Source organism: Pseudomonas sp. GW531-T4, assembly GCF_017349615.1.
Classification (GTDB): domain Bacteria; phylum Pseudomonadota; class Gammaproteobacteria; order Pseudomonadales; family Pseudomonadaceae; genus Aquipseudomonas; species Aquipseudomonas chlororaphis_I.
Genome location: NZ_JACMZT010000001.1, coordinates 295994 through 320291, shown reverse-complemented (window position 1 = coordinate 320291; position 24298 = coordinate 295994). Strand labels below are relative to the sequence as shown.

The window sequence follows — 24298 nt, the reverse complement described above, 5'->3', positions numbered from 1 at the left end:
ATGGCTGAAGCCGAAAAAACTGTCCGTACGCTGACTGGCCGTGTTGTCAGCGACAAGATGGACAAGACCATCACCGTTCTGATCGAGCGTCGCGTTAAGCACCCTATCTACGGTAAATACGTTAAGCGTTCGACTAAGCTGCACGCGCACGACGAAACCAACCAGTGCCACATCGGCGACAAAGTCACTATTCGTGAAACTCGTCCGATGGCCAAGACCAAGTCTTGGGCTCTGGTTGATGTTCTCGAACGCGCTGTGGAAGTCTAAGGGCTAAGGGTCGGAGAAATTATATGATTCAGACTCAATCCATGCTCGATGTGGCCGATAACAGCGGCGCTCGCCGCGTTATGTGCATCAAGGTGCTGGGTGGCTCCCATCGTCGTTACGCTGGTATCGGTGACATCATCAAAGTTACCGTCAAGGAAGCAATTCCTCGCGGTAAGGTGAAGAAAGGTCAAGTGATGACTGCTGTTGTAGTCCGCACTCGCCATGGTGTCCGTCGTGCTGACGGCTCCATCATCCGCTTTGATGGCAACGCTGCTGTTCTGTTGAACAACAAGCAAGAGCCGATCGGCACCCGTATCTTTGGGCCAGTGACCCGTGAACTTCGTACTGAGAAGTTCATGAAGATCGTCTCGCTCGCCCCAGAAGTGCTGTAAGGAGATCCGACATGCAAAAGATTCGTCGTGACGACGAGATCATCGTGATCGCCGGCAAAGACAAGGGTAAGCGCGGTAAGGTGCTTAAGGTTCTCGCTGACAACCGTCTGGTTGTTGGTGGTCTGAACCTGGTCAAGCGTCATACCAAGCCTAACCCGATGTCGGGCGTACAGGGCGGTATCGTCGAGAAAGAAGCGCCACTGCACGCTTCCAACGTCGCCATTTTCAACGGCGAAACCAACAAGGCTGACCGCGTTGGTTTCAAAGTAGAAGACGGCAAAAAAATTCGTGTCTTCAAGTCGACCCAAAAAGCGGTTGATGCTTGAACACTGCTAGGTAGAAGACCATGGCACGACTACAAGAGATTTACCGGAAGGAAATCGCTCCGAAACTTAAGGATGAACTTAAGCTTTCGAACGTGATGGAAGTTCCGCGCGTTACCAAAATCACCCTGAACATGGGTCTGGGCGAAGCGATCGGCGACAAAAAAGTCATCGAGCACGCTGTTGCTGACCTGGAAAAGATCACCGGCCAGAAAGTCGTTGTGACCTACGCTCGGAAATCCATCGCTGGCTTCAAAGTCCGTGAAGGTTGGCCGATCGGCGTCAAAGTGACCCTGCGCCGTGAGCGTATGTACGAGTTCCTGGATCGTCTGCTGTCGATCTCCCTGCCTCGGGTTCGCGACTTCCGCGGCCTGAATGCCAAGTCCTTCGATGGTCGTGGCAACTACAGCATGGGCGTGAAAGAGCAGATCATCTTCCCGGAAATCGACTACGACAAGATCGATGCTCTCCGCGGTCTGGACATTACCCTGACCACCACTGCCAAGAACGATGATGAAGGCCGCGCTCTGCTGCGTGCTTTCAAATTCCCGTTCCGCAACTGATTGGAGTAGGAAAATGGCCAAGAAGAGCATGAAAAACCGTGAGCTGAAGCGTCAGCTCACCGTTGCCAAGTACGCCACCAAGCGTGCAGCGCTGAAAGCTATCATCGTCGATCTGAACGCAAGTCCAGAAGCGCGTTGGGAAGCTACCGTAGCTCTGCAGAAGCAGCCGCGTGACGCGAGCGCTTCGCGCATGCGTAACCGCTGCCGCCTGACTGGTCGTCCGCACGGCGTTTACCGCAAGTTCGGCCTCGGCCGTAACAAGCTGCGTGAAGCTGCAATGCGTGGTGACGTACCAGGTCTGGTTAAAGCCAGCTGGTAATAGCTATCAAAGTCGCGGTGTTCGGGGTCGCAAGATCCTGACCACTGGTGACCTTGAACATGAATCAAGCCCCTTTTGGGGCTTGATTCATTTCTGGGGTGTGTCTAGAATGACCGGCTCGCCTGAGCCCGTGTTTTTTGCCCGGAATTTCTCGGCGACAAGCTGTAGCCGCAAGGCTCATTTTTTTTGTATCAGGAGCGTCTAGCCCATGAGTATGCAGGACCCGTTAGCGGACATGCTAACTCGAATCCGTAATGCCCAGATGGCTGAAAAGTCCGTCGTAAGCATGCCGTCTTCCACGCTGAAGGTGGCTGTAGCAAAAGTCCTGAAGGACGAAGGTTACATCGCGGGTTATCAGATCAGCAGCGAAACCAAGCCACTGCTGTCCATCGAGCTGAAATACTTCGAAGGCCGTCCGGTCATCGAGGAAGTGAAGCGCGTTAGCCGTCCAGGCCTGCGTCAGTACAAGTCCGTTGAAGATCTGCCGAAAGTTCGTGGCGGTCTCGGCGTGTCTATCGTCTCCACCAACAAAGGTGTGATGACTGATCGTGCTGCGCGCGCTGCCGGTGTCGGCGGCGAAGTTCTTTGCACTGTGTTCTAAGGGGGGATAAGCATGTCTCGCGTCGCTAAGAACCCCGTTAAGCTGCCAGCTGGTGTTGAAGTTAAATTCGCCGGCCAACAGCTTTCGGTGAAGGGTGCCAAGGGCACTCTCGAACTGAACGTACACTCGTCCGTTGAAATTGTTCAGGAAGCTGGTGAGCTGCGTTTCGCTGCTCGCAATGGCGACCAACAAACTCGCGCAATGGCCGGTACCACTCGTGCGTTGGTAAACAACATGGTCCAAGGCGTAAGCCAAGGCTTCGAGCGCAAGCTCCAGCTGGTCGGTGTTGGTTACAAAGCGCAAGCAAAAGGCACAGTGCTGAACCTGGCCCTTGGCTTCTCGCATCCAGTGGACTACGAGCTGCCGGAAGGCATCACCGCTGAGACTCCTAGCCAGACCGATATCCTGATCAAGGGCATCGACAAGCAGCTGGTAGGTCAAGTGGCCGCTGAGATCCGCGACTTCCGTCCACCAGAGCCTTACAAAGGTAAAGGTGTGCGCTACGCGGACGAAGTCGTCCGTCGTAAAGAAGCCAAGAAGAAGTAGGGCATAGCAAATGACCGACAAAAAAGTTACTCGACTGCGTCGCGCTCGCAAAGCACGCCTGAAAATGCACGAACTCGAAGTCGTGCGTCTCTGCGTGTTCCGCTCTTCGCAGCACATCTACGCCCAGGTCATTTCGGCCGACGGCAACAAAGTCCTGGCAAGCGCCTCGACTTTGGATAAAGAACTGCGTGATGGCGCCACTGGCAACATCGACGCGGCCACTAAGGTTGGCCAGCTGGTCGCTACGCGTGCAAAAGCCGCTGGCGTCTCGCAGGTGGCTTTCGACCGCTCTGGCTTCAAGTACCACGGCCGCGTCAAGGCGCTGGCTGATGCTGCTCGTGAAGCTGGGCTGGAGTTCTAAGTTATGTCAAATAACGACCAAAAGCGCGACGAAGGCTACATCGAGAAGCTGGTTCAAGTTAACCGCGTAGCCAAAACCGTAAAAGGCGGCCGTATCTTCACTTTTACCGCGTTGACCGTGGTTGGTGATGGTAAAGGTCGCGTTGGCTTCGGCCGTGGCAAGTCGCGTGAAGTGCCTGCTGCGATCCAGAAGGCAATGGAAGCTGCTCGCCGCAACATGATCCAGGTTGATCTGAACGGCACCACTCTGCAGTACGCAATGAAGTCCGCTCACGGCGCTTCGAAGGTGTACATGCAGCCTGCTTCTGAAGGTACCGGTATCATCGCTGGCGGCGCTATGCGTGCTGTCCTCGAAGTTGCTGGCGTTCAGAACGTTCTGGCCAAGTGCTACGGCTCGACTAACCCAGTAAACGTGGTTCACGCCACTTTCAAGGGTTTGAAAGCAATGCAGTCCCCTGAATCCATTGCCGCCAAGCGTGGCAAAAGCGTCCAGGAGATCATCTGATCATGGCTACCGTTAAAGTAACGCTGATCAAAAGCATGACCGGCCGTATCCCTAACCACAAACTGTGCGTTAAGGGTCTGGGTCTGCGTCGCATCGGTCACACTGTAGAAGTCCAGGATACTCCCGAGAACCGCGGGATGATCAACAAGGCTTACTACATGCTGCGTGTCGAGGGTTAATCGATGAAACTCAATGATCTGAGTCCAGCGCCGGGTTCCCGTCGCGAAAAGCATCGTCCGGGCCGTGGTATCGGTAGTGGTTTGGGTAAGACTGGTGGCCGTGGTCACAAAGGTCAGACTTCCCGCTCCGGTGGCACCATTGCTCCAGGCTTTGAAGGCGGTCAACAGCCGCTGCATCGTCGCCTGCCGAAGTTCGGTTTCGTATCCCTGAAAGCCATGGACCGCGCAGAAGTGCGTCTGTCCGAGCTGGCTAAAGTGGAAGGCGACATCGTCACCGTGCAGTCCCTGAAGGATGCCAACGTGATTAACCAAAACGTACAGCGTGTGAAAATCATGCTGTCCGGCGAAGTTACTCGCGCTGTGACTATCAAGGGCATCGCAGCCACCAAAGGTGCGCGTGCGGCTATCGAAGCAGCTGGCGGCAAGTTCGAGGAATAAATGGCTAAGCAAGGTGCTCTCTCTGCGCTCGGCAAAGGCGGTATGTCTGAACTCTGGGCTCGTCTGCGTTTTCTGTTCTTGGCGATTATCGTCTACCGAATAGGCGCACACATCCCGGTTCCAGGTATCAACCCTGACCGACTCGCAGACCTGTTTCGACAGAATGAGGGGACCATTCTTAGCTTGTTCAACATGTTTTCCGGCGGCGCGCTGGAGCGGATGAGCATCTTTGCACTGGGGATCATGCCGTACATCTCGGCATCGATCATCATGCAGCTGATGACCGCCGTCAGTCCGCAACTGGAGCAGTTGAAGAAGGAAGGTGAAGCTGGCCGTCGCAAGATCAGCCAGTACACCCGCTACGGCACTGTCGTCCTAGCTCTTGTTCAGGCCATCGGCATGTCCGTTGGCCTGGCAGGGCAGGGCGTTGCGTTCACTGGTGACTTTGGCTTCCATTTCGTCGCGGTATCCACTTTTGTGGCTGGTGCGATGTTCATGATGTGGCTGGGTGAGCAGATTACTGAGCGTGGTGTTGGCAACGGTATCTCGATGTTGATTTTCGCAGGTATCGTCGCCGGTCTTCCGAGAGCGATCGGGCAGTCTTTCGAGTCTGCGCGTCAGGGTGATATCAACATTTTTGCCCTGGTTGCCATCGGTTTGCTGGCAGTAGCGATTATCGGTTTTGTGGTGTTCATTGAGCGTGGCCAGCGTCGTATTGCTGTTCACTATGCCAAGCGTCAGCAGGGCCGCAAGGTGTTTGCTGCGCAGACTAGCCACTTGCCGCTGAAAGTGAATATGGCAGGCGTTATTCCTGCTATTTTCGCGAGCAGCATTTTGCTGTTCCCGGCTTCGTTGGGTGCCTGGTTCGGTCAGTCTGAAGGTATGGGCTGGTTGCAGGACATCTCGCAGTCGATCGCTCCTGGTCAGCCGTTGAATATTCTGCTGTTTAGTGCAGGGATTATTTTCTTCTGCTTCTTCTATACGGCGTTGATGTTCAATCCGAAAGACGTAGCGGAAAACCTGAAGAAGTCCGGTGCCTTTATTCCGGGCATCCGTCCAGGTGAGCAGTCGGCGCGCTACATTGATGGCGTTCTGACCCGCTTGACCATGTTCGGTGCTCTATATATGACGGCCGTCTGCCTGTTGCCCCAGTTCCTGGTGGTTGCAGCAAACGTTCCGTTCTACCTTGGCGGGACCTCGTTGCTGATCGTGGTCGTGGTTGTTATGGACTTTATGTCGCAAGTACAATCGCACCTCGTTTCGCACCAGTACGAATCCCTGATGAAGAAAGCCAACCTGAAGGGTTACGGCAGCGGCATGCTGCGCTGACCCATAAGGTTCGAGGAGTTGGTGATGAAAGTTCGTGCATCGGTGAAAAAGCTGTGCCGTAACTGCAAGATTATTCGCCGCGAAGGTGTTGTTCGAGTAATTTGCAGCGCGGAACCGCGTCACAAACAGCGCCAAGGCTGAGTGTGATTGTGCTTCAAGCCCAGCAGCTAGTGCGCTGCTGGGTTGATTATTTGTTATTACAGCGATATTATCTCGCGCCCTATTTCTTGGCTTCCGGGGCGTAGGTAGCTGTCAATTGGAGTCCCACTGAATGGCCCGTATTGCAGGCGTTAACATTCCAGATAACAAGCATACTGTTATCTCGCTGACCTACATCTATGGTGTTGGTCGCACGACTGCGCAGAAAATCTGTGCAGAGACTGGGGTCAACCCAGCCGCAAAGATCAAGGATCTGAGCGACGAGCAAATTGAACAGCTGCGTGGCGAAGTGGCGAAGTTCACCACTGAAGGTGACCTGCGTCGCGAAATCAACATGAAAATCAAACGCTTGATGGATCTGGGCTGCTACCGCGGTCTGCGCCATCGTCGTGGTCTGCCAGTACGCGGTCAGCGTACCAAGACCAACGCGCGTACTCGCAAAGGTCCGCGTAAGCCGATCCGCAAGTAATCGCACCAGCGAATCGACAGGAATTTAGTCATGGCAAAACCTGCTGCTCGTCCTCGTAAAAAGATTAAAAAGACAGTGGTTGATGGCATCGCCCACATCCACGCGTCTTTCAACAACACCATCGTGACCATCACCGACCGTCAAGGTAACGCTCTTTCCTGGGCAACCTCCGGTGGTTCGGGTTTCCGCGGTTCCCGCAAGTCCACCCCGTTCGCTGCTCAAGTAGCTGCTGAGCGTGCTGGTCAAGCTGCGCTGGAATATGGCCTGAAAAACCTCGACGTTAACGTCAAGGGCCCAGGTCCAGGTCGTGAATCCGCAGTCCGCGCTTTGAACGGCTGTGGCTACAAGATCGCCAGCATCACCGACGTGACGCCAATCCCGCACAACGGGTGCCGTCCGCCGAAGAAGCGCCGCGTGTAATCCAGGAGATTGTAAAGAATGGCTCGTTACATTGGTCCAAAATGCAAACTGGCTCGTCGCGAAGGCACCGATCTCTTCCTGAAGAGCGGCGTGCGCGCTATCGAATCCAAGTGCAACATCGAAGCAGCACCTGGTATCCACGGCCAGCGCCGCGGTCGCCAGTCCGACTACGGCACCCAACTGCGTGAAAAGCAGAAGGTCCGTCGTATCTACGGCGTTCTCGAGCGTCAATTCAGCGGCTACTACAAAGAAGCTGCTGGCAAGAAAGGTGCAACCGGTGAGAACCTGCTGCAACTGCTCGAATGCCGTCTGGACAACGTTGTATACCGTATGGGCTTCGGTTCGACTCGTGCCGAATCCCGTCAGCTGGTATCGCACAAGTCGATCAGCGTAAACGGTCAGACCGTTAACGTTCCGTCCTACCAGGTTCGTGCTGGTGACGTGGTTGCTGTTCGCGAGAAAGCAAAAAACCAACTTCGCATTGTCCAAGCTCTCGATCTGTGTGCCCAACGTGGCCGCGTAGAATGGGTAGAAGTAGACACTGAGAAGAAGTCGGGCGTTTTCAAGAACGTTCCAGCTCGCAGTGATCTGTCCGCCGACATCAACGAAAGCCTGATTGTCGAGCTCTACTCCAAGTAAGGGCTAGAAAATAGGTGCATCCATGCAGATTTCGGTAAATGAGTTCCTGACACCCCGCCATATTGATGTGCAGGTTGTCAGTCCAACCCGCGCCAAGATCACCCTCGAGCCTCTCGAGCGTGGTTTTGGCCACACCCTGGGCAACGCGCTGCGCCGCATCCTGTTGTCCTCAATGCCCGGCTGTGCAGTAGTCGAGGCCGAGATTGACGGTGTGCTCCACGAGTACAGCGCCATCGAAGGTGTACAGGAAGACGTAATTGAAATCCTGTTGAACCTTAAAGGTCTGGCTATCAAGCTGCACGGCCGTGACGAAGTTACGCTGACCTTGTCGAAGAAGGGTTCGGGGGTGGTTACCGCTGCCGATATTCAGCTGGATCATGATGTCGAGATCGTTAACCCCGATCACGTAATCGCTAACCTGGCGTCTAACGGCGCCCTGAACATGAAGCTCGTAGTAGCTCGTGGTCGTGGTTATGAACCGGCAGACTCGCGTCAGAGCGATGAAGATGAAAGCCGCAGCATCGGTCGCTTGCAGCTTGACTCTTCGTTCAGCCCGGTTCGCCGTATCGCATACGTGGTGGAAAACGCCCGTGTCGAGCAGCGTACCAACCTGGACAAGCTGGTTATTGATCTGGAAACCAACGGTACCCTGGATCCTGAAGAGGCTATCCGTCGTGCTGCAACCATCCTGCAACAGCAGTTGGCTGCGTTCGTCGACCTCAAGGGTGACAGTGAGCCAGTGGTAATCGAGCAGGAAGACGAGATCGATCCGATCCTGCTTCGCCCGGTTGACGATCTGGAACTGACTGTACGTTCGGCTAACTGCCTTAAGGCGGAAAACATTTACTACATCGGCGACCTGATTCAGCGTACCGAAGTAGAACTGTTGAAGACTCCGAACCTTGGCAAGAAATCCTTGACTGAAATCAAGGACGTTCTGGCCTCCCGCGGTCTGTCCCTCGGCATGCGCCTCGACAACTGGCCGCCTGCAAGTCTTAAGAAGGACGACAAGGCGACTGCCTGATCGTCGTAATCACCGAACGTTGTGTTTGGTAAGGAATGAACCATGCGTCATCGTAAAAGTGGTCGTCACCTGAGCCGCACCAGCTCGCACCGCAAGGCCATGTTCCAAAACATGGCGGTGTCGCTGTTCGAGCACGAGCTGATCAAAACTACACTGCCGAAAGCCAAAGAACTGCGCCGCGTTGCTGAGCCGCTGATCACTTTGGCCAAGACAGACAGCCTGGCTAACCGCCGCCTGGCTTTCGACCGTACTCGTTCGAAAGCTATCGTTGGTAAGCTCTTCAACGACCTGGGCAAGCGTTACGCTACCCGTGAGGGTGGCTACCTGCGCATCCTCAAGTGCGGTTTCCGCGCTGGCGACAACGCGCCTATGGCGTACGTCGAGTTGGTTGATCGTGCTGTCGGCGGTGAAGCTGTATCCGCTGAGTAAGACGTCAAATACAAAGAACCGGGCCTAGTGCCCGGTTTTTTGTGTCTGTTGTATTAGAAAAATACTATCGATAGTAATCATTTAATGCATTTGATGCTGTCATCTTGATGGTCGATACTCCTCGTCAGCCGATTAGCCGGCAGTTCCAAGACTGACAGAGGAAGATTGAGCATGAGCCAAAACAAAACGCTTACCACCGCAAGTGGCGCTCCAGTCGCCGATAACCAGAATTCCCGTTCTGCTGGCCCTCGTGGCCCGCTGCTGCTCGATGATTTTCATCTGATCGAGAAGCTTGCCCATTTCAACCGTGAAAACATTCCTGAGCGTCGCGTGCACGCCAAGGGTTCGGGTGCCTACGGTACATTCACCGTGACCCGGGACATCACCGAATACACCAGCGCCAAGCTTTTCGAGTCCGTAGGTAAGCAAACCCCTACGTTCCTGCGTTTCTCGACCGTAGGTGGCGAACGTGGTTCGGCTGATACCGAGCGTGACCCACGCGGCTTTGCCCTGAAGTTCTATACCGAAGAAGGTAACTGGGACATCGTTGGCAACAACACACCTGTGTTCTTCATTCGCGACCCGCTGAAGTTTCCCGACTTTATCCACACCCAGAAACGTCTGCCGCAGAGCAACCTGAAGAGCGGTCAGGCAATGTGGGACTTCTGGTCGCACTCGCCTGAAGCGCTGCACCAGGTCACCATCCTGTTCTCGGATCGCGGGATTCCGGACGGCTATCGTCATATGCACGGCTTTGGCAGCCACACCTACAGCCTGATCAACGCCAAAGGCGAGCGTCACTGGGTGAAATGGCACTACAAGACCAAGCAAGGCATCAAGAACCTGGCGCCGGCCGAGGCTGCCCGCCTGGCGGGTACCGACCCGGATTACGCCCAGCGTGACCTGTTCAACGCGATCGAGCGCGGCGACTTCCCGAAATGGAGCGTGTGCATTCAGATCATGACCGAGGCTGAGGCTGCCGCTCATTACGAGAACCCGTTCGACGTGACCAAGACCTGGTCGCAGAAGGAGTTCCCGCTGATCGAAGTCGGTGAGCTGGAGTTGAACCGCAATCCACTGAACTACTTCGCGGAAGTCGAGCAGGCTGCCTTTGGTCCTAGCAACATGGTTCCGGGTGTCGGCCTGTCGCCGGATCGCATGCTGCAAGGCCGCGTATTCGCTTACGCCGACGCTCATCGCTACCGTGTTGGCACCAACCACCAGCAACTGCCGGTCAACGCCCCACGCAGCCCAGTGAATAGCTACCAGCGTGACGGCGCCATGGCCTTTGGCAGCAATGGCGGCGCGGCACCGAACTACGAGCCGAACAGCTACGCCGACGCGCCGAAACAGGCTCCTCGCTACGCAGAGCCGGCCTTGGCACTCAGCGGTGCGGCGGATCGTTACGATCACCGCGAAGACACCGACTACTACAGCCATGCAGGCGCTCTGTTCCGCCTGATGAACGATCAGCAGCAAGCCCTGTTGATCAACAACATCGCCGGTGCGATGGCGGGTGTCAGCTCGGATGTGGTTCAGCGTCAGCTGCAACATTTCTTCAAGGCTGACCCGGCTTATGGAGAAGGTGTCGCAAAGGCGTTGGGTGTACAGCTTAACTAAGTCTAAACGATAAGCAGAACCGCCCTCATTTGGGCGGTTTTTGCGTTTTTTCGGCTACTTTTCTCCGGAATTCTTCACTTTGTTAGCGTTTTTACAGTGACCTGCAAGTCAGCTTGGTTCAAAATACAGACTTTCAAGCAGGGAGATGTAGGGCGATGCAAGGTCACCCGGACGTAATCGATTACCTCAACACGTTGCTGACGGGCGAGCTGGCAGCACGTGACCAATATTTCATCCACTCGCGTATGTATGAAGACTGGGGCTTCAGCAAGCTCTACGAGCGCATCAATCACGAGATGGAAGAAGAGACTCAACACGCCGATGCATTGATGCGCCGCATCCTGATGCTCGAAGGCACGCCACGCATGCGCCCTGACGATCTGGATATCGGCACCACCGTGCCGGATATGTTCGCCGCTGATCTGCGCCTGGAGTACAAGGTCCGCGCAGCACTGTGCAAGGGCATCGAGCTGTGCGAGAAGCACAAGGACTATGTCAGCCGCGACATCCTGCGTGTGCAGTTGGCCGATACCGAAGAAGACCATACCTACTGGCTGGAAAAGCAGTTGGGTCTGATCAAGTCGATCGGTCTGGAAAACTACCTGCAGTCGCAGTTCTGATGCGCTAGCCCTTTCCTGCAGGCAACTGCAGGGCTCTGACGGGCACAAAAAAGCCCCTGCCATTTCCCAATGGCAGGGGCTTTTTCATGGGGCTCAGGCCCGGTCGCGGGTCAGCAGTGGCTTGAGGTAGTAACCGGTATGGGATTGCGGCATCTCTGCCAATTGCTCCGGTGTACCCACGGCAATGATCTGTCCGCCCTTGGAACCGCCTTCCGGCCCCAGGTCCACCAGCCAGTCGGCAGTCTTGATCACATCCAGGTTGTGCTCGATCACCACCACAGTGTTGCCGTGGTCGCGCAGGCGATGCAGAACGTCCAGCAACTGCTGGATATCGGCGAAGTGCAGGCCGGTGGTTGGCTCGTCGAGGATGTAGAGGGTCTTCCCTGTATCGCGCTTGGACAGCTCGCGAGACAGCTTGACCCGCTGCGCTTCACCGCCGGACAAGGTCGTCGCCGACTGCCCCAGCTTGATATAGGACAGCCCCACGTCCATCAGCGTCTGTAGCTTGCGCGCCAGCGCCGGCACCGGGTCGAAGAACTCCCGCGCTTCCTCGATGGTCATTTCCAGGACCTCGTGGATGCTCTTGCCCTTGTATTTGATCTCAAGGGTTTCGCGGTTGTAGCGCTTGCTCTTGCACACATCGCACGGCACGTAGATATCCGGCAGGAAGTGCATTTCCACCTTGATCAGGCCGTCGCCCTGGCAGGCTTCGCAGCGTCCGCCCTTGACGTTGAAGGAGAAGCGGCCCGGACCGTAGCCGCGCGAGCGCGATTCGGGAACCCCGGCAAACAGTTCGCGAATCGGCGTGAACAGCCCGGTGTAGGTCGCCGGGTTGGAGCGGGGGGTGCGACCGATCGGGCTCTGGTCGATATCCACCACCTTGTCCAGGTGCTGCAGGCCGTTGATGCTGTCGTGCGCAGCGGCTTCCAGCGTGGTCGCGCCGTTCAGCGCCGTGGCACTGAGGGGGAACAGGGTGTTGTTGATCAGGGTCGATTTGCCCGAGCCGGAGACACCGGTCACGCAGGTCAGCAGGCCGATCGGAATCTCCAGGTCGACGTTGCGCAAGTTGTTGCCGCGGGCCCCCTTGAGGGACAGCGAAAGCTTCTTGTTGCGTGGCGTACGCTTGGTCGGCACGGCGATTTTCACCCGACCGGAGAGGTACTTGCCGGTCAGCGAGTCGGGATGGGACATCACCTCGTCGGGAGTGCCCTCGGCGACGATCTGCCCGCCATGCACGCCGGCGCCCGGGCCGATGTCCACCACATAGTCGGCCAGGCGAATGGCGTCCTCGTCGTGTTCGACCACGATCACCGTGTTGCCGATATCCCGCAGGTGTTTCAGGGTGCCCAGCAGACGGTCGTTGTCGCGCTGGTGCAGACCGATGGAGGGTTCATCGAGGATGTACATCACTCCTACCAGGCCGGCGCCGATCTGGCTGGCCAGGCGGATCCGCTGCGCCTCGCCGCCGGACAGGGTGTCGGCGCTGCGATCCAGGGTCAGGTAGTCCAGGCCGACGTTGACCAGGAACTGCAGGCGCTCGCGGATCTCCTTGAGGATCTTGTCGGCGATCTCGCCACGGCGTCCGGTCAGCGACAAGGTGCCGAAGTAATCGGTGGCATCGCCGATCGGCAGGCTGGTGACGGCCGGCAAAGTCTTCTCGCCGACCCACACGTGGCGTGCTTCACGACGCAGGCGGGTACCACGGCAGTCCGGGCACGGCTGGGTGCTGAGGAACTTGGCCAGCTCCTCGCGCACGGTGGCCGATTCGGTCTCGCGGTAGCGACGTTCCAGGTTCGGCACGATGCCTTCGAACGGGTGGGAGCGCTTGACGATATCGCCACGATCGTTGAGGTACTTGAAGTCGACGTTCTGCGTGCCGCTGCCGTTGAGGATGACCTTCTGCTGGTCGGCCGGCAGCTGGTTGAACGGTACTTCCAGGCTGAAGCCGTAATGCGACGCCAGCGAGCCGAGCATCTGGAAGTAATAGACGTTGCGCCTGTCCCAGCCGCGAATCGCCCCTTCGGCCAGGGTCAGCTCGCCATTGACCAGGCGCTTGATGTCGAAGAACTGCTTGACCCCCAGGCCGTCGCAGGTCGGGCAGGCACCGGCCGGGTTGTTGAAGGAGAACAGCTTGGGTTCCAGTTCGCTGATGGCGTGGCCGCAGATCGGGCAGGCGAAGCGCGCGGAGAAGATGATTTCTTCGCCGGGTTCGTCGTCCATTGGCGCCACCAGGGCGATACCGTCGGCCAGCTTCAGCGCGGTCTCGAACGACTCGGCCAGACGCTGCTGCAGGTCGGTGCGGACCTTGAAGCGGTCGACCACCACATCGATCGAGTGCTTTTTCTGTTTATCCAGCTTCGGCAACTCATCCAGCTCGTAGAGCTTGCCATTGACCCGGGCGCGAACGAAGCCCTGGGCACGCAGTTCCTCGAAGACCGACAGGTGCTCGCCCTTGCGCTCGCGAATCACCGGCGCCAGCAGCATCAGCTTGCTGCCTTCCGGCTGGGCCAGCACCAGGTCGACCATCTGGCTGACGGTCTGGGCTTCCAGCGGGATGTCGTGATCCGGGCAGCGTGGCGTACCCACGCGGGCATACAGCAGGCGCAGGTAGTCGTAGATCTCGGTGATGGTGCCAACGGTGGAGCGCGGGTTGTGCGAGGTGGATTTCTGTTCGATGGAAATCGCTGGCGACAAACCTTCGATGGTGTCGACGTCGGGTTTTTCCATCATCGACAGGAATTGCCGGGCATAGGCCGACAGCGACTCGACATAACGGCGCTGGCCTTCGGCGTACAAGGTGTCGAACGCCAGAGACGATTTGCCGGATCCGGACAGGCCGGTGATGACGATCAGTTTGTCCCGTGGCAGGGTCAGGTCGATGTTCTTCAGGTTGTGGGTTCGGGCCCCACGAATCAGGATCTTGTCCAAAGTGGCCTCGCTCGGCGGGCGTCGAAAACGTAGGAGTATAAGGGCAAATACTGGATGGATGCACACTATCAAATGAGGTCTGTGCAGCCGTAGATGAAACCTGCGCGGCAAAGCGTCGCCATATACCCCGTCAATCGATCGGACTGGTAGAATCGCCGCCGGTTCACACGAGGTTTTTCCATGCATGATCCCCACAGCGAGCGCATGAGTGGCGCCGAGACCCGCGCGGCAAGCGGTCTGGCCCTGGTGTTCGCCTTCCGTATGCTTGGCATGTTCATGGTGTTGCCGGTCCTGGCGACCTATGGGATGGATCTGGCAGGAGCGACCCCGGCCCTGATCGGGTTGGCGATCGGCGCTTACGGCCTGACCCAGGCGATTTTCCAGATCCCGTTCGGGATCATTTCCGACCGTATCGGTCGTCGTCCGGTGATTTACCTGGGGCTGATCGTCTTTGCCCTGGGCAGTGTGCTGGCGGCCAACGCCGACTCGATCTGGGGCGTGATCGCCGGGCGCATCCTGCAGGGTGCCGGGGCGATTTCCGCGGCGGTCATGGCGCTGTTGTCGGACCTGACCCGCGAGCAGCACCGCACCAAGGCCATGGCCATGATCGGCATGACCATCGGCCTGTCCTTTGCCGTGGCCATGGTGGCCGGCCCGCTGCTGACCCGCGCTTTCGGTTTGTCCGGGCTGTTCTTCGCCACCGGCGGCATGGCGCTGCTGGGCATTTTCATCGTTGCCTTCATGGTGCCGCACTCGACCGGCCCATTGCAGCACCGTGAGTCCGGGGTCGCGCGCCAGGCGCTGTTGCCGACGCTCAAGCATCCGGACCTGTTGCGCCTGGATCTTGGTATCTTCGTGTTGCATGCGATGCTGATGTCGAGCTTCGTCGCCTTGCCGCTGGCCCTGGTGGAAAAAGCCGGCCTGCCCAAGGAACAGCACTGGTGGGTCTACCTCACCGCGCTGTTGATCTCCTTCTTCGCCATGATCCCGTTCATCATCTACGGCGAGAAAAAACGCAAAATGAAACGAGTTCTGCTGGGCGCGGTCAGTACGCTGCTGCTCACCGAGCTATTCTTCTGGGAGTTCGGCGACAGCCTGCGGGCGCTGGTGATCGGCACGGTGGTGTTCTTCACCGCGTTCAACCTGCTGGAAGCTTCGCTGCCGTCGCTGATCAGCAAGGTTTCACCGGCCGGCGGCAAGGGCACGGCCATGGGGGTCTATTCCACCAGCCAGTTCCTCGGTTCGGCGCTGGGTGGCATTCTCGGCGGCTGGTTGTTCCAGCATGGCGGTTTGTCGGTTGTGTTCCTGGGGTGTGCAGGACTTGCTGCCCTGTGGTTGGCCTTTGCTGTTACCATGCGCGAACCTCCTTACGTGACGAGCCTGCGCTTGCCGTTATCGCCCGAAGCGATCCGCGAAGCCGGTCTGGTCGAGCGCCTGAAGGCCGTTGTTGGGGTAACAGATGCAGTGATGGTGGCCGAAGAAGCCGCCATTTACATCAAATTGGACACCGAATTATTGGATCGCGCGACCCTCGAGCAGCTGGTCAACCCAGCCCGATCGGCGTGCGAAGCCTAGGAGAACGTTATGGCCCGTGGGGTTAACAAAGTCATATTGGTCGGCACTTGCGGCCAGGATCCTGAAGTTCGCTACCTGCCTAACGGTAACGCCGTGACCAACCTGAGTCTGGCCACCAGCGAACAGTGGACCGACAAGCAAACCGGTCAGAAGGTCGAGAAGACCGAGTGGCACCGTGTGTCGATGTTCGGCAAGGTCGCGGAAATCGCCGGCGAATACCTGCGCAAAGGTTCGCAGGTCTACATCGAAGGCAAGCTGCAGACCCGCGAGTGGGAAAAAGACGGCATCAAGCGCTACACCACTGAAATCATCGTCGACATGCAGGGCACCATGCAGCTGCTGGGCGGCCGTCCACAGGGCGACCAGGGTCAGGGCATGGGCAACTCCGCGCCACGTCCGCAGCAGTCGCGTCCACAGCCTTCGCAGGCGCCACAACGCGAATCGCGTCCAGCGCCTCAGCAGTCCTCGCCACAGCCGGCGCAGAACTTCGACGACAGCTTCGATGACGATATTCCGTTCTAAGAGAGCCCTCTCGGCAACGGCATGAAAAAGGCCCGTAGCGCGCAAACGCTACGGGCTTTTTGCTTTCTATCTATCGCAAGTTCGGTGCTGGGGACTCCGTTGTCCCAGAGCCTCCAGCAAGGAAGGGCCCGACAGAATCAGCGGCTGCCCGCCAGAAACTCATCGGTGGACAGCACGCTGGCGTAGGCGAACCCCAGGGACGACATGAATGCAGCGTGGACCTGGGCCGCTGGCACCACCACACCATTGAATTCGAGGTCGCGGGTGGCGCAGGCGTCATGGATCACTGTGACGCCATAGCCCAGGTCGGCGGCAGCGCGTGTGACGCCGTCGATGCACATGTGACTCATGCTGCCGACCACCACCAGTTGTTCGATGTCGTGTTGGTCGAGAATGGCTTCGAGCTCGGTTTCGCGGAACGAATTGACGAAGTGCTTGAGCACCACCGGTTCGTCGGCGCGGTTGCTGACCTTGGGATGCAGTTGTGCGCCGCTGGAGCCGGGGGTGAAGAACGGCGCGCTGTCGGAAGTGAATTCGTGGCGGATGTGCACCACCTGCTGGCCGCTGTCACGGAAGGCTTGGATCAGCCGCGCGGCGTTGTCGGCGGCGGCTTCGACGCCCACCAGGGGCCACTTGCCGTTGGGGAAGTAGTCGTTCTGGATATCGACTACGATGAGCGCTTGCTTGGCCATGGGTGTGTCCTCTGAAATAGTGGCTGGCTGTGGAGTCCAGTATTGGCTCCGGCGGGCCGGTCGAGGATTGGCCGCACCGACAATAGCAGGGGGAAAACTGACAATGGGTATGGAAAGCGCCGTCGCCGAGCTGGGCGTGCTGATCTATCCCGGGGCACAGATGGCCGCGGTGCATGGCTTGACCGACCTGTTCGGGGTCGCCAACCGTATCGCCGCCGAACAACGCAGTACGCAGTTGCCGCTGTTGCGCATCAGCCACTGGCAGGCGCAGGCCGACCAGGCGCCTATACGGGTATACGACAGTCACCCTGATGTTGAGGGGCCATTGCTGGCGGTGCTGATCCCACCCTCGGTGGCCGGCTTCTCCCGGGCGCAGGCACCGCAGGCGCTGACCCAATGGCTGCGCCAGCAGCATGCCAATGGCGCGACCCTGGGCGGGGTCTGTGTCGGCTCGATCCTGCTGGCCGAAAGTGGCCTGCTCGACGGTCGCAGTGCCACCACTCACTGGACCTCGGCGAAGCAGTTCGCCGAGCGCTACCCGAACATCCGCCTGAACGCCGACAAGCCGATCGTCGACGATGGCGACCTGATCACCACCGCCGGCCTGATGGCCTGGTCCGAACTCGGGTTGCGCATGGTCGACCGCCTGCTAGGCCCGAGCATCGCCAGCGGCACCGCGCGTTTTCTGGTGATCGAACACAGCGACAGCGCCAGCCAGTGCGGCAGTAACTTCGCGCCGATCCTCGGCCACGGCGACGCGGCGATCCTCAAGGTGCAGCACTGGCTGCAGGCCAATGGCGCGGTGGACGTTTCCCTCGCCGTCATGGCGCAGCAGGCCGGGCTGGAGGAGCGCACCTTCCTGCGGCGCTTTCGGGCCGCCACCGGGCTCAAGCCCACCGAATATTGCCAGCACCTGCGGGTGGGCAAGGCCCGGGAAATGCTCGAGTTCACCAACGGCACCATCGACCATATCGCCTGGACGGTCGGTTACCAGGACCCTGGGGCGTTCCGCGCCACCTTCAAGAAGATCACCGGGCTGGCGCCCAGCGAATATCGCGCGCGTTTCGGCGTGACGCCGCCGACACCGCTGGCGCGGGCCGGGCAGGGCTGACCCCCGCGAGTCGTGCAAAATACCGGGCGGCGCCGGCCGATCGTGCAAAATAAGACAGGCCCAATGCCAGCAACGATGGCGTAGAGCGCTTATCCAGGGGCTATTCGACTCCCCCCGGGCCTTGGCGTGATCCCTGCACCCTTCCTTGCACATTCATCACACCGATGACGAAGGGGGACGCATGACCCCGACGCAACGCAAGAAACGGGTGGTCGCCCACTCGGTCCACCCTGGGGCCTCGCAGCATGTCGTGGAGACCAATCGCGCGCTGGCCCGGTGGCTGGCACAAATCCTCGGGCTGGAATTCGCCGGTGACTACGACCCGCTCGTGCATGGCCAGGACGAGCTGTACCTGTTGCCGACGCAGACCATCGTCGGCCCTGCCGCGGCCCGGCAATTGCGGGTCACGGGGCCGGACGACCTGTGGGGCGGGTATGTCGAGCATGACTTTATCTGCACCAAGGCCATCACCCATGGCTTGCTGAACAAGAACGCCGTGGCCCCGCCGGGGTGGGCGCCGCTGTTCTCCCGGCGGGTGCGCAATGTGGTGCTGGACGGCCTGAGCGTGTTCTCCCTGAACGATGCCCGGCCAGCGGCCAGCCATTTGCTTTACAGCGGACCGATCCGTATGAAGCCGATCCATGCCTGCGCCGGTCGTGGCCAGCAGGTGATCGAGAGCCCGGAGCACTTCGACGAGCTGCTGACGCAACCGGAGGTCGCCCGGCAGTTCAATGAAGGCGTGGTCCTGGAGCAGGATCTGCAACAGGTGGTCACCTACAGCGCCGGCCAGTCCTTTATCGCCGGCCATGTCCTCAGCTACTGCGGCCAGCAGTACCTGACCGAGGACGCCGACGGCGAGCAGGTCTACGGTGGCTCCGAGCTGTTGGTGGTGCAGGGGGGCTACCCTGAGTTGCTGGCGCTACCACTGCCGCCGGACGTGCGCCAGGCGGTGCAGCAGGCCCGGGTTTTCGACGCCGCCGCCGATGAGGCCTATCCGCGGTTTTTCGCCTCCCGGCGCAATTACGACATCGCCCAGGGCCTGGACGCCGAAGGCCGGCAGCGCAGCGGCGTACTCGAGCAATCGTGGCGCATGGGCGGTGCCAGCAGCGCCGAAGTGGCGGCTTTGCAGGCCTTTATCGACCATCCGGGCATGCGCGTGATTCGTGTGTCCGCGGTGGAAACCTATGTCGACCAGCCTTTGCCGGCCGATGCCATCGAGGTCTATCGCGGGCCCGCGGAGCACAGTGACTTTCTTCTCAAATATGCAACGGTCCAATCCTATGACGGCTAGAAGCGAAAGCATTCAAATCGACATCGATGACGAGCAGATGAGCGGGACTTTCCTCACTCCCAGGTCGAAAGTCCCCGGCGTACTGTTTGTCCACGGCTGGGGCGGTAGCCAGGAACGCGACCTGGAGCGCGCCCGGGGCATCGCCGGGCTGGGTTGCGTGTGCCTGACCTTCGACCTGCGGGGCCACGCCGGCAGCGGTATCCCGCTGAACCGCGTGACCCGCGAAGACAACCTGCGCGACCTGTTGGCGGCCTATGATCGCCTGCTGGCCCACCCGGCCCTCGATACCTCGGCGATCGCCGTGGTGGGCACCAGTTACGGTGGCTACCTGGCGAGCATCCTGACCTCGCTGCGACCGGTGCGCTGGCTGGCGCTGCGGGTCCCGGCGCTGTACCGCGACGAAGCCTGGAACAGCCCCAAGCGCGACCTGGACAAGGCCGACCTGCTGGATTACCGCAGCAGCCTGGTGCGCATGGACAGCAACCGGGCGCTGCATGCCTGCGCGGCGTTCACCGGGGATGTGCTGCTGGTGGAGTCGGAGACCGACGAGCATGTGCCACACGCCACCATCATGAGTTACCGCGCGGCCTGCCAGCAGACCCATTCCATGACCCACCGGATCATCGACGGCGCCGACCATGCCCTGAGCGATCCCGTGTCGCAGCAGGCCTACACCTCGATCCTGGTGGACTGGATCACGGAAATGGTGGTGGGAGAACGGTTGAGCATCATTCAGTCGCAATAGTCGGGAGCGCTGGTTGAATGAGGTGCGCAAGCTCGCTCCCGGAGAGGAACGCGCGCGTTTGTCGCGATAGCGTCAGCCGCCTTTGCGCGGCTTTTTCTCCACGCGCAACGCCTTGGCCCTGGCCTCTACCAGCAGGTACATCAGCAGCGCGATCAGCAGCGGCAGGATGAAGTAGATCGCCCGGTAGGCGATCAACCCGGCCAGCAGGCTGCCGCGGGACACCTCATGTTGCAGCAGGGCGATGAACACCGCCTCCAACACCCCGAGCCCCGCCGGAATATGGGTGATGACCCCGGCGATACTGCTGATCAGCAGCACCCCGAGCACCACCGGGTAATCGAGCTTGCTGGGCAGCAGGGTAAAGATCACCGCTGCCATCAGCGACCAGTTGAGCGCGCCCAGGGCCAGTTGCAACAGGGCCATGTGCAACGAGGGCAGGTTGATCTCGACCCCGCGTATCGACCACTCGCGCCGCCGGGAAAACCGACAGGCCGCCAGGTAGCCCACGCCCAGCACCAGCAGCAGGACGCCCACCCCCTGTAACGCGCCGTTGCTGAGCTGCCAGCCGGGCGGCAACTTCATCAGGCCACTGGCGAACACGGTGCCGGCCAGGGCCATGTAGCCGAACCAGTTGGTGGCCAGGCTCAGGCCGAGGATCTTGGCGATGTTGCCGGCGCTTACCCCGAGCCTGGAGTACAGCCGGTAGCGCATGGCGATCCCGCCGACCCAGGTGCTGAGGTTGAGGTTGAAGGCATAGCTGATGAACCCCACCGGCAGGATCTGCCGCCAGCCGAGGTTCTGCCGGATGTAGGTGCGCCCGATCAGGTCGAAGCAGGCGTAGACCAGGAAGCTGGCCAGGGTCAGGCTCGCGGCGATGACCAGGGTGCGCACCTTGAAGTCGGCCAGGGTGCTGAGCACTTCGCTCCAGTCGATGCGCCGGGCCAGCAGGGTGAACAGCACGATCAGCAGCAGGAAGAAGGCGATGGTCAGCGGTTTCTTCAGGCGTTGCCAGTGCGACCGGGCATGCGACGCGGCGGGCGTCGAGCCATGGGCGTCAGTGCGGCTCATGGGGCGACTCCCGCTGGGGGGCGGCCTGGCCGAAGGGCTTCAATAGCGGCTTGTGGGCGGGCAGCCAGCCGGCCCAGGCCGGAAAGTGACGCAGGATGTGAAACACCAGGAAGCCCACGGTCAGGCGCCACAGGCGGCCGCGGCCGGAGCCCTTGGCCGGCATGGCCTGGCAGTGGTCGCGGCTGAGCCGGTCGAGGCGCTCGAACAGGTCGTGATTGAAGGCCCGGTCGCGGATCAGCACATTGGCTTCCAGGTTTAGCGACAGGCTCAGCGGGTCGAGATTGCTCGAGCCCACGGTGCTCCAGTCGTCGTCCACCAGCGCCACCTTGCCGTGCAGTGGCCGTTCGCAATATTCGTAGATGGTCACGCCATCCTTGAGCAGGTAGTCATAGAGCATGCGTGCCGCCAGCCTGGCCACCAGCATGTCCGGCTCGCCCTGCAGGATCAGCCGTACCTCGACGCCACGGCGCGCGGCGTTGCGGATCTCGCGCAGCAGCCGATAGCCGGGGAAGAAGTAGGCATTGGCGATTACCACCCGCTGCCGGGCCCCGCGCAGCACCAAGCGGTAGACCTCTTCGATATCGCTGCGGTGCAGGCGGTTGTCGCGATAGACCAGGCGTACCTGGCCGTCATGGTCGGTCAGGGCCAACTGCGCGCGGCGCTGCCGGCGGCGTTGCCACCAGTAGCGGGCGCGGGCCGGGCGGTCGCCTTGCAGCAGGGCGAAATGGTGGATATCCACCACCGCCGGCCCCTGGATCTCTACCGAGTAATCCTGTTTGGCCTGGGGGCCGAAATCGGCCAGGTGATCGGCGGAGAAGTTGATCCCGCCGACAAAGGCGATGGCGCCGTCGACCACCACTATCTTGCGATGCAGGCGGCGGAACCAGTTGGTGCGCACCCCGAAAATCGGCTGCGCCGGGTCGAATATCTGCAAGCGCACCCCGGCGTTGCTCATGGCGGCAAGGAACTCGGTGCTCAGTTCGCCGCAACCGAAGCCGTCCAGGCTGACAGTGACCCGTACGCCACGCTGTGCGGCCTCGATCAGGATGCGGTGCAGCTCATGGCCGACCTTGTCCTCGAAGAGAATGAAGGTCTCCAGCAGGATCTCGCTCTGCGCCTGGCGCAGCACTTCGAACACCCGGGGGAAATAGGCTTCGCCATTTTCCAGCAGCACCACCCGGTTGTTGCTGTGCCAGCCATATTCGAGGTCCATCCGTGGCGGCTCGTGGGCCAGCCCGGCATCGGACAGGCTGTCCACCGTGGTTTTTTCCAGGGGCATGTCGTTCATAGCTCGACCTCGACCGACAGCGGCGCGTGATCGGAGAGATGGGACCAGGGATGGGTGTCCAGTACCTGGGGCCGGTGGACCTTCAGATGACGCACGTAGATCCGGTCCAGCCGCAGCAGCGGCAGGCGCGCGGGGAAGCTGCGCGCCGGCTTGCCGTGCAGGCTGACAAAGGCCTCCCGCAAGCCACTGGGGGCGAGCCGTGCATCGGCGCGCAGCCGCCAGTCGTTGAAGTCGCCGGCGACGATCAAGGGCGCATCGACGGGTAGCTCGGCGATCAACTGCAGCAGCAGATCCAGCTGTTGCTGGCGATGGCTTTCGCGCAACCCCAGGTGCACGCAAATGGCATGCACTTCCAGGGCATCGCCGGGCAGGCGCAGCACGCAATGCAGCAGGCCGCGGCTCTCGTGTCCGGACAGGGAGATGTCGAGGTTGTCGTAGCGAATGATCTGGAACTTCGACAGCAGCGCATTGCCGTGGTCGCCTGCCGGGTACACCGCATTGCGCCCATAGGCGAACTGCGGCCAGATGCTGTCGGCGAGGAACTCGTATTGCGGCATGCTCGGCCAGTTGTTGTAGCGCTGCGGGTGCTGGTCGTGGGCGCCGTGCACCTCTTGCAGGAACACCACATCCGCCTCCACGCTGCGCACCGCCTCGCGCAGCTCGGGCAGGATGAAGCGCCGGTTCAGGGCGGTGAAGCCCTTGTGGGTGTTCACCGTCAGCACCGTGAAGCGGCGCGTGGCGGCAAGCCCGATCGCGGGTGGTATCGGGCTGTTGGCCGACTCGTCATGGCTCATGGCAGCACCCCGGGCGGGGCCGGCTCGCCGGGCGTCGTCGCCAGCGCCTTGTCGAGCCCGAAGCGCTGCAGCAACCGGCGGGCATCGAAGGGCGCGCGGACCTTGAGGTCATTGTCGAAATAGCAGAACACCTCCCGGCTCTTGCGCGCCCTGGGGGTATGCCGGGCGTCGATCAGCCGGGCATCGGCGGGTTGTTTGCCGTTGTGCCAGGCCTCGATCCGGTCGCCCCAGCGCTTCAGGGCCTGGGGCGTATAGCCGCTGGCATACAACTCCTTGTCGTCATGCAGCCGCAGGTAGACGAAATCGCCGGTCAGGTCCTCGCAACAGGGCCATTTGCCGGCGGTGTCGGCTACCACCAGCGCCACACCGTGCTGGCGCAGCAGGTGGGGGAATTCGGGTACGGCAAAGCTTGCATGGCGGATTTCCACGGCATGGCGCATGGCTTTTTTGCCGTAGGCCTTGGTGCTGGCGTGGCCGTTCAGGCGTGGTTCGTGCTGGCGGGCGAGGGCGGCGGCCTGTTCGGTATCGGCGGGCAATTGCTGAAGAAAGGCGCCGAACAGCTCGGCGTCGAACTGAAAACTTGGCGGAAACTGCCAGAGAATCGGCCCGAGCTTGTCCTTGAGCTCCAGCACGCCCGAGGCGAAGAAGTTGGCGATCGGCTTGTGCACGTCCCGCAGCCGCAGGATATGGGTGATGTAGCGCGGCGCCTTGACGCTGAACACGAAGCCCCTGGGGGTATCGGCATACCAGTCGGCATAACGCTCGGGGGTCTGCAGCGCGTAGAACGAACCGTTGATTTCGATGCTGTTGACCGCGCGCGAAGCGAATTGCAGCTCGCGCTTGTGCGTCAGCCCCTCGGGGTAGAAATCTCCACGCCAGGGCTTGTAGCGCCAGCCGGAAATACCGATATGAATCGCCGCCATGTCCGCTCCCGTCTCAGGGTCTTCGAACCGCCTCTGTCTTTTGATGACTGCCCGGCTGGCGGGAAAGTTTCGACCTTCCTACGGACGGCACTTTCCACCTTTGTAGGAGCGAGCTTGCTCGCGATGGGCGTTAACGATAACGCGTGTTGAGTGGATGAA

General features: G+C 60.1%; 31 protein-coding genes. 25 read left to right on the top strand and 6 right to left on the bottom strand.

What is annotated here, in order from left to right:
* The 20 genes from rpsQ (at position 1) to bfr (ending at position 11202) form a co-directional block, all read left to right on the top strand.
* Positions 1-267, top strand: a complete 267-nt coding sequence (gene rpsQ / locus J4D28_RS01565; RefSeq protein ID WP_003194644.1) for a 30S ribosomal protein S17 — start codon at positions 1-3, stop codon at positions 265-267.
* A gap of 23 nt (positions 268-290) precedes the next feature.
* Positions 291-659 carry a 50S ribosomal protein L14 gene (gene rplN / locus J4D28_RS01560; RefSeq protein ID WP_002555479.1) on the top strand — a complete coding sequence of 123 codons (369 nt, stop codon included), beginning with the start codon at positions 291-293 and terminating at the stop codon, positions 657-659.
* A gap of 11 nt (positions 660-670) precedes the next feature.
* Positions 671-985, top strand: coding sequence for a 50S ribosomal protein L24 (gene rplX, locus J4D28_RS01555; protein WP_003186046.1), 315 nt, complete (start codon positions 671-673; stop codon positions 983-985).
* Positions 986-1005: 20 nt separating this feature from the next.
* Positions 1006-1545 (top strand): 50S ribosomal protein L5, encoded by a 540-nt coding sequence (rplE, locus tag J4D28_RS01550; RefSeq protein ID WP_007924186.1) that lies wholly within the window; start codon positions 1006-1008, stop codon positions 1543-1545.
* A 13-nt stretch (positions 1546-1558) separates the two neighbouring features.
* Positions 1559-1864, top strand: a complete 306-nt coding sequence (rpsN, locus tag J4D28_RS01545; protein ID WP_003228726.1) for a 30S ribosomal protein S14 — start codon at positions 1559-1561, stop codon at positions 1862-1864.
* A 208-nt stretch (positions 1865-2072) separates the two neighbouring features.
* Positions 2073-2465, top strand: a complete 393-nt coding sequence (gene rpsH, locus J4D28_RS01540) for a 30S ribosomal protein S8 (protein WP_003228724.1) — start codon at positions 2073-2075, stop codon at positions 2463-2465.
* A 12-nt stretch (positions 2466-2477) separates the two neighbouring features.
* Positions 2478-3011 (top strand): 50S ribosomal protein L6, encoded by a 534-nt coding sequence (rplF, locus tag J4D28_RS01535; protein ID WP_007924185.1) that lies wholly within the window; start codon positions 2478-2480, stop codon positions 3009-3011.
* Between the two features lie 10 nt (positions 3012-3021).
* Positions 3022-3372, top strand: coding sequence for a 50S ribosomal protein L18 (rplR, locus tag J4D28_RS01530; protein WP_003186037.1), 351 nt, complete (start codon positions 3022-3024; stop codon positions 3370-3372).
* A gap of 3 nt (positions 3373-3375) precedes the next feature.
* Positions 3376-3876, top strand: coding sequence for a 30S ribosomal protein S5 (gene rpsE / locus J4D28_RS01525; RefSeq protein ID WP_007924184.1), 501 nt, complete (start codon positions 3376-3378; stop codon positions 3874-3876).
* A gap of 2 nt (positions 3877-3878) precedes the next feature.
* Entirely contained in the window at positions 3879-4055 is a 177-nt protein-coding gene (gene rpmD, locus J4D28_RS01520; RefSeq protein WP_003176408.1) for a 50S ribosomal protein L30, read from the top strand.
* Positions 4056-4058: 3 nt separating this feature from the next.
* Positions 4059-4493, top strand: coding sequence for a 50S ribosomal protein L15 (rplO, locus tag J4D28_RS01515; RefSeq protein ID WP_007924183.1), 435 nt, complete (start codon positions 4059-4061; stop codon positions 4491-4493).
* Positions 4494-5822, top strand: coding sequence for a preprotein translocase subunit SecY (secY, locus tag J4D28_RS01510; protein WP_007924182.1), 1329 nt, complete (start codon positions 4494-4496; stop codon positions 5820-5822).
* A 24-nt stretch (positions 5823-5846) separates the two neighbouring features.
* Positions 5847-5963 carry a 50S ribosomal protein L36 gene (gene rpmJ / locus J4D28_RS01505; protein WP_002555468.1) on the top strand — a complete coding sequence of 39 codons (117 nt, stop codon included), beginning with the start codon at positions 5847-5849 and terminating at the stop codon, positions 5961-5963.
* A 130-nt stretch (positions 5964-6093) separates the two neighbouring features.
* On the top strand, positions 6094-6450 hold the full coding sequence (rpsM, locus tag J4D28_RS01500) for a 30S ribosomal protein S13 (RefSeq protein WP_009045849.1): 357 nt from the start codon (positions 6094-6096) through the stop codon (positions 6448-6450).
* Positions 6451-6480: 30 nt separating this feature from the next.
* The gene (rpsK, locus tag J4D28_RS01495) at positions 6481-6870 is read left to right on the top strand and encodes a 30S ribosomal protein S11 (protein ID WP_007924177.1); all 390 of its coding nucleotides are present in this window, start codon (positions 6481-6483) and stop codon (positions 6868-6870) included.
* 18 nt (positions 6871-6888) lie between these two features.
* Complete coding sequence (rpsD, locus tag J4D28_RS01490) at positions 6889-7509, top strand: 30S ribosomal protein S4 (RefSeq protein ID WP_003176404.1); 621 nt, start codon at positions 6889-6891, stop codon at positions 7507-7509.
* Positions 7510-7531: 22 nt separating this feature from the next.
* Positions 7532-8533, top strand: a complete 1002-nt coding sequence (locus J4D28_RS01485) for a DNA-directed RNA polymerase subunit alpha (RefSeq protein WP_007924176.1) — start codon at positions 7532-7534, stop codon at positions 8531-8533.
* Between the two features lie 42 nt (positions 8534-8575).
* Positions 8576-8962, top strand: coding sequence for a 50S ribosomal protein L17 (rplQ, locus tag J4D28_RS01480; RefSeq protein ID WP_007924175.1), 387 nt, complete (start codon positions 8576-8578; stop codon positions 8960-8962).
* A 171-nt stretch (positions 8963-9133) separates the two neighbouring features.
* Positions 9134-10582, top strand: coding sequence for a catalase (locus J4D28_RS01475; RefSeq protein ID WP_016702645.1), 1449 nt, complete (start codon positions 9134-9136; stop codon positions 10580-10582).
* Between the two features lie 155 nt (positions 10583-10737).
* Positions 10738-11202, top strand: a complete 465-nt coding sequence (bfr, locus tag J4D28_RS01470; protein WP_007924173.1) for a bacterioferritin — start codon at positions 10738-10740, stop codon at positions 11200-11202.
* A 93-nt stretch (positions 11203-11295) separates the two neighbouring features.
* Here bfr and uvrA read toward each other — a convergent pair whose 3' ends face one another.
* A complete protein-coding gene (gene uvrA / locus J4D28_RS01465; RefSeq protein ID WP_009051115.1) occupies positions 11296-14130 on the bottom strand; it encodes an excinuclease ABC subunit UvrA in 2835 nt (944 codons plus the stop codon).
* Between the two features lie 180 nt (positions 14131-14310).
* On the opposite strand from uvrA, the gene J4D28_RS01460 reads away from it, so the two are divergent.
* Both J4D28_RS01460 and J4D28_RS01455 read left to right on the top strand, forming a co-directional pair.
* A complete protein-coding gene (locus J4D28_RS01460; RefSeq protein ID WP_009051114.1) occupies positions 14311-15705 on the top strand; it encodes an MFS transporter in 1395 nt (464 codons plus the stop codon).
* Between the two features lie 9 nt (positions 15706-15714).
* Positions 15715-16227, top strand: coding sequence for a single-stranded DNA-binding protein (locus J4D28_RS01455; protein ID WP_009045846.1), 513 nt, complete (start codon positions 15715-15717; stop codon positions 16225-16227).
* 137 nt (positions 16228-16364) lie between these two features.
* Here J4D28_RS01455 and J4D28_RS01450 read toward each other — a convergent pair whose 3' ends face one another.
* Positions 16365-16919 carry a cysteine hydrolase family protein gene (locus J4D28_RS01450; protein ID WP_016702647.1) on the bottom strand — a complete coding sequence of 185 codons (555 nt, stop codon included), beginning with the start codon at positions 16917-16919 and terminating at the stop codon, positions 16365-16367.
* Positions 16920-17022: 103 nt separating this feature from the next.
* Between J4D28_RS01450 and J4D28_RS01445 the strand changes: the two genes are divergently transcribed.
* The 3 genes from J4D28_RS01445 (at position 17023) to J4D28_RS01435 (ending at position 20066) form a co-directional block, all read left to right on the top strand.
* Positions 17023-18030, top strand: coding sequence for a GlxA family transcriptional regulator (locus J4D28_RS01445; protein ID WP_016702648.1), 1008 nt, complete (start codon positions 17023-17025; stop codon positions 18028-18030).
* Positions 18031-18211: 181 nt separating this feature from the next.
* Entirely contained in the window at positions 18212-19321 is a 1110-nt protein-coding gene (locus tag J4D28_RS01440; protein WP_103330773.1) for a DUF3182 family protein, read from the top strand.
* Entirely contained in the window at positions 19311-20066 is a 756-nt protein-coding gene (locus tag J4D28_RS01435) for a S9 family peptidase (RefSeq protein WP_009051110.1), read from the top strand. Before J4D28_RS01440 ends, J4D28_RS01435 begins: the two co-directional genes overlap by 11 nt.
* 72 nt (positions 20067-20138) lie before the next feature.
* Here J4D28_RS01435 and J4D28_RS01430 read toward each other — a convergent pair whose 3' ends face one another.
* Genes J4D28_RS01430 through J4D28_RS01415 form a run of 4 tightly spaced genes read right to left on the bottom strand, consistent with a single transcriptional unit; the run spans position 20139 to position 24139 of the window.
* Entirely contained in the window at positions 20139-21134 is a 996-nt protein-coding gene (locus J4D28_RS01430) for a lysylphosphatidylglycerol synthase domain-containing protein (RefSeq protein ID WP_101283711.1), read from the bottom strand.
* Complete coding sequence (gene clsB, locus J4D28_RS01425; protein ID WP_028683453.1) at positions 21121-22422, bottom strand: cardiolipin synthase ClsB; 1302 nt, start codon at positions 22420-22422, stop codon at positions 21121-21123. Before clsB ends, J4D28_RS01430 begins: the two co-directional genes overlap by 14 nt.
* Positions 22419-23216: an endonuclease/exonuclease/phosphatase family protein gene (locus tag J4D28_RS01420; RefSeq protein WP_101283709.1), complete on the bottom strand. Its 798-nt coding sequence runs from the start codon at positions 23214-23216 to the stop codon at positions 22419-22421. Before J4D28_RS01420 ends, clsB begins: the two co-directional genes overlap by 4 nt.
* Positions 23213-24139, bottom strand: coding sequence for a DUF72 domain-containing protein (locus J4D28_RS01415; RefSeq protein WP_103330772.1), 927 nt, complete (start codon positions 24137-24139; stop codon positions 23213-23215). The genes J4D28_RS01420 and J4D28_RS01415 overlap by 4 nt, the downstream gene beginning before the upstream one ends.
* Positions 24140-24298 lie beyond the last annotated feature (159 nt).

Bases quoted from the DNA above. Each gene is read 5' to 3' on its own strand.
- rpsQ (WP_003194644.1), top strand. From the start codon at position 1: ATGGCTGAAGCCGAAAAAACTGTCCGTACGCTGACTGGCCGTGTTGTC.
- rplN (WP_002555479.1), top strand. From the start codon at position 291: ATGATTCAGACTCAATCCATGCTCGATGTGGCCGATAACAGCGGCGCT.
- rplX (WP_003186046.1), top strand. From the start codon at position 671: ATGCAAAAGATTCGTCGTGACGACGAGATCATCGTGATCGCCGGCAAA.
- rplE (WP_007924186.1), top strand. From the start codon at position 1,006: ATGGCACGACTACAAGAGATTTACCGGAAGGAAATCGCTCCGAAACTT.
- rpsN (WP_003228726.1), top strand. From the start codon at position 1,559: ATGGCCAAGAAGAGCATGAAAAACCGTGAGCTGAAGCGTCAGCTCACC.
- rpsH (WP_003228724.1), top strand. From the start codon at position 2,073: ATGAGTATGCAGGACCCGTTAGCGGACATGCTAACTCGAATCCGTAAT.
- rplF (WP_007924185.1), top strand. From the start codon at position 2,478: ATGTCTCGCGTCGCTAAGAACCCCGTTAAGCTGCCAGCTGGTGTTGAA.
- rplR (WP_003186037.1), top strand. From the start codon at position 3,022: ATGACCGACAAAAAAGTTACTCGACTGCGTCGCGCTCGCAAAGCACGC.
- rpsE (WP_007924184.1), top strand. From the start codon at position 3,376: ATGTCAAATAACGACCAAAAGCGCGACGAAGGCTACATCGAGAAGCTG.
- rpmD (WP_003176408.1), top strand. From the start codon at position 3,879: ATGGCTACCGTTAAAGTAACGCTGATCAAAAGCATGACCGGCCGTATC.
- rplO (WP_007924183.1), top strand. From the start codon at position 4,059: ATGAAACTCAATGATCTGAGTCCAGCGCCGGGTTCCCGTCGCGAAAAG.
- secY (WP_007924182.1), top strand. From the start codon at position 4,494: ATGGCTAAGCAAGGTGCTCTCTCTGCGCTCGGCAAAGGCGGTATGTCT.
- rpmJ (WP_002555468.1), top strand. From the start codon at position 5,847: ATGAAAGTTCGTGCATCGGTGAAAAAGCTGTGCCGTAACTGCAAGATT.
- rpsM (WP_009045849.1), top strand. From the start codon at position 6,094: ATGGCCCGTATTGCAGGCGTTAACATTCCAGATAACAAGCATACTGTT.
- rpsK (WP_007924177.1), top strand. From the start codon at position 6,481: ATGGCAAAACCTGCTGCTCGTCCTCGTAAAAAGATTAAAAAGACAGTG.
- rpsD (WP_003176404.1), top strand. From the start codon at position 6,889: ATGGCTCGTTACATTGGTCCAAAATGCAAACTGGCTCGTCGCGAAGGC.
- J4D28_RS01485 (WP_007924176.1), top strand. From the start codon at position 7,532: ATGCAGATTTCGGTAAATGAGTTCCTGACACCCCGCCATATTGATGTG.
- rplQ (WP_007924175.1), top strand. From the start codon at position 8,576: ATGCGTCATCGTAAAAGTGGTCGTCACCTGAGCCGCACCAGCTCGCAC.
- J4D28_RS01475 (WP_016702645.1), top strand. From the start codon at position 9,134: ATGAGCCAAAACAAAACGCTTACCACCGCAAGTGGCGCTCCAGTCGCC.
- bfr (WP_007924173.1), top strand. From the start codon at position 10,738: ATGCAAGGTCACCCGGACGTAATCGATTACCTCAACACGTTGCTGACG.
- J4D28_RS01460 (WP_009051114.1), top strand. From the start codon at position 14,311: ATGCATGATCCCCACAGCGAGCGCATGAGTGGCGCCGAGACCCGCGCG.
- J4D28_RS01455 (WP_009045846.1), top strand. From the start codon at position 15,715: ATGGCCCGTGGGGTTAACAAAGTCATATTGGTCGGCACTTGCGGCCAG.
- J4D28_RS01450 (WP_016702647.1), bottom strand. From the start codon at position 16,919: ATGGCCAAGCAAGCGCTCATCGTAGTCGATATCCAGAACGACTACTTC.
- J4D28_RS01445 (WP_016702648.1), top strand. From the start codon at position 17,023: ATGGGTATGGAAAGCGCCGTCGCCGAGCTGGGCGTGCTGATCTATCCC.
- J4D28_RS01440 (WP_103330773.1), top strand. From the start codon at position 18,212: ATGACCCCGACGCAACGCAAGAAACGGGTGGTCGCCCACTCGGTCCAC.
- J4D28_RS01435 (WP_009051110.1), top strand. From the start codon at position 19,311: ATGACGGCTAGAAGCGAAAGCATTCAAATCGACATCGATGACGAGCAG.
- J4D28_RS01430 (WP_101283711.1), bottom strand. From the start codon at position 21,134: ATGAGCCGCACTGACGCCCATGGCTCGACGCCCGCCGCGTCGCATGCC.
- clsB (WP_028683453.1), bottom strand. From the start codon at position 22,422: ATGAACGACATGCCCCTGGAAAAAACCACGGTGGACAGCCTGTCCGAT.
- J4D28_RS01420 (WP_101283709.1), bottom strand. From the start codon at position 23,216: ATGAGCCATGACGAGTCGGCCAACAGCCCGATACCACCCGCGATCGGG.
- J4D28_RS01415 (WP_103330772.1), bottom strand. From the start codon at position 24,139: ATGGCGGCGATTCATATCGGTATTTCCGGCTGGCGCTACAAGCCCTGG.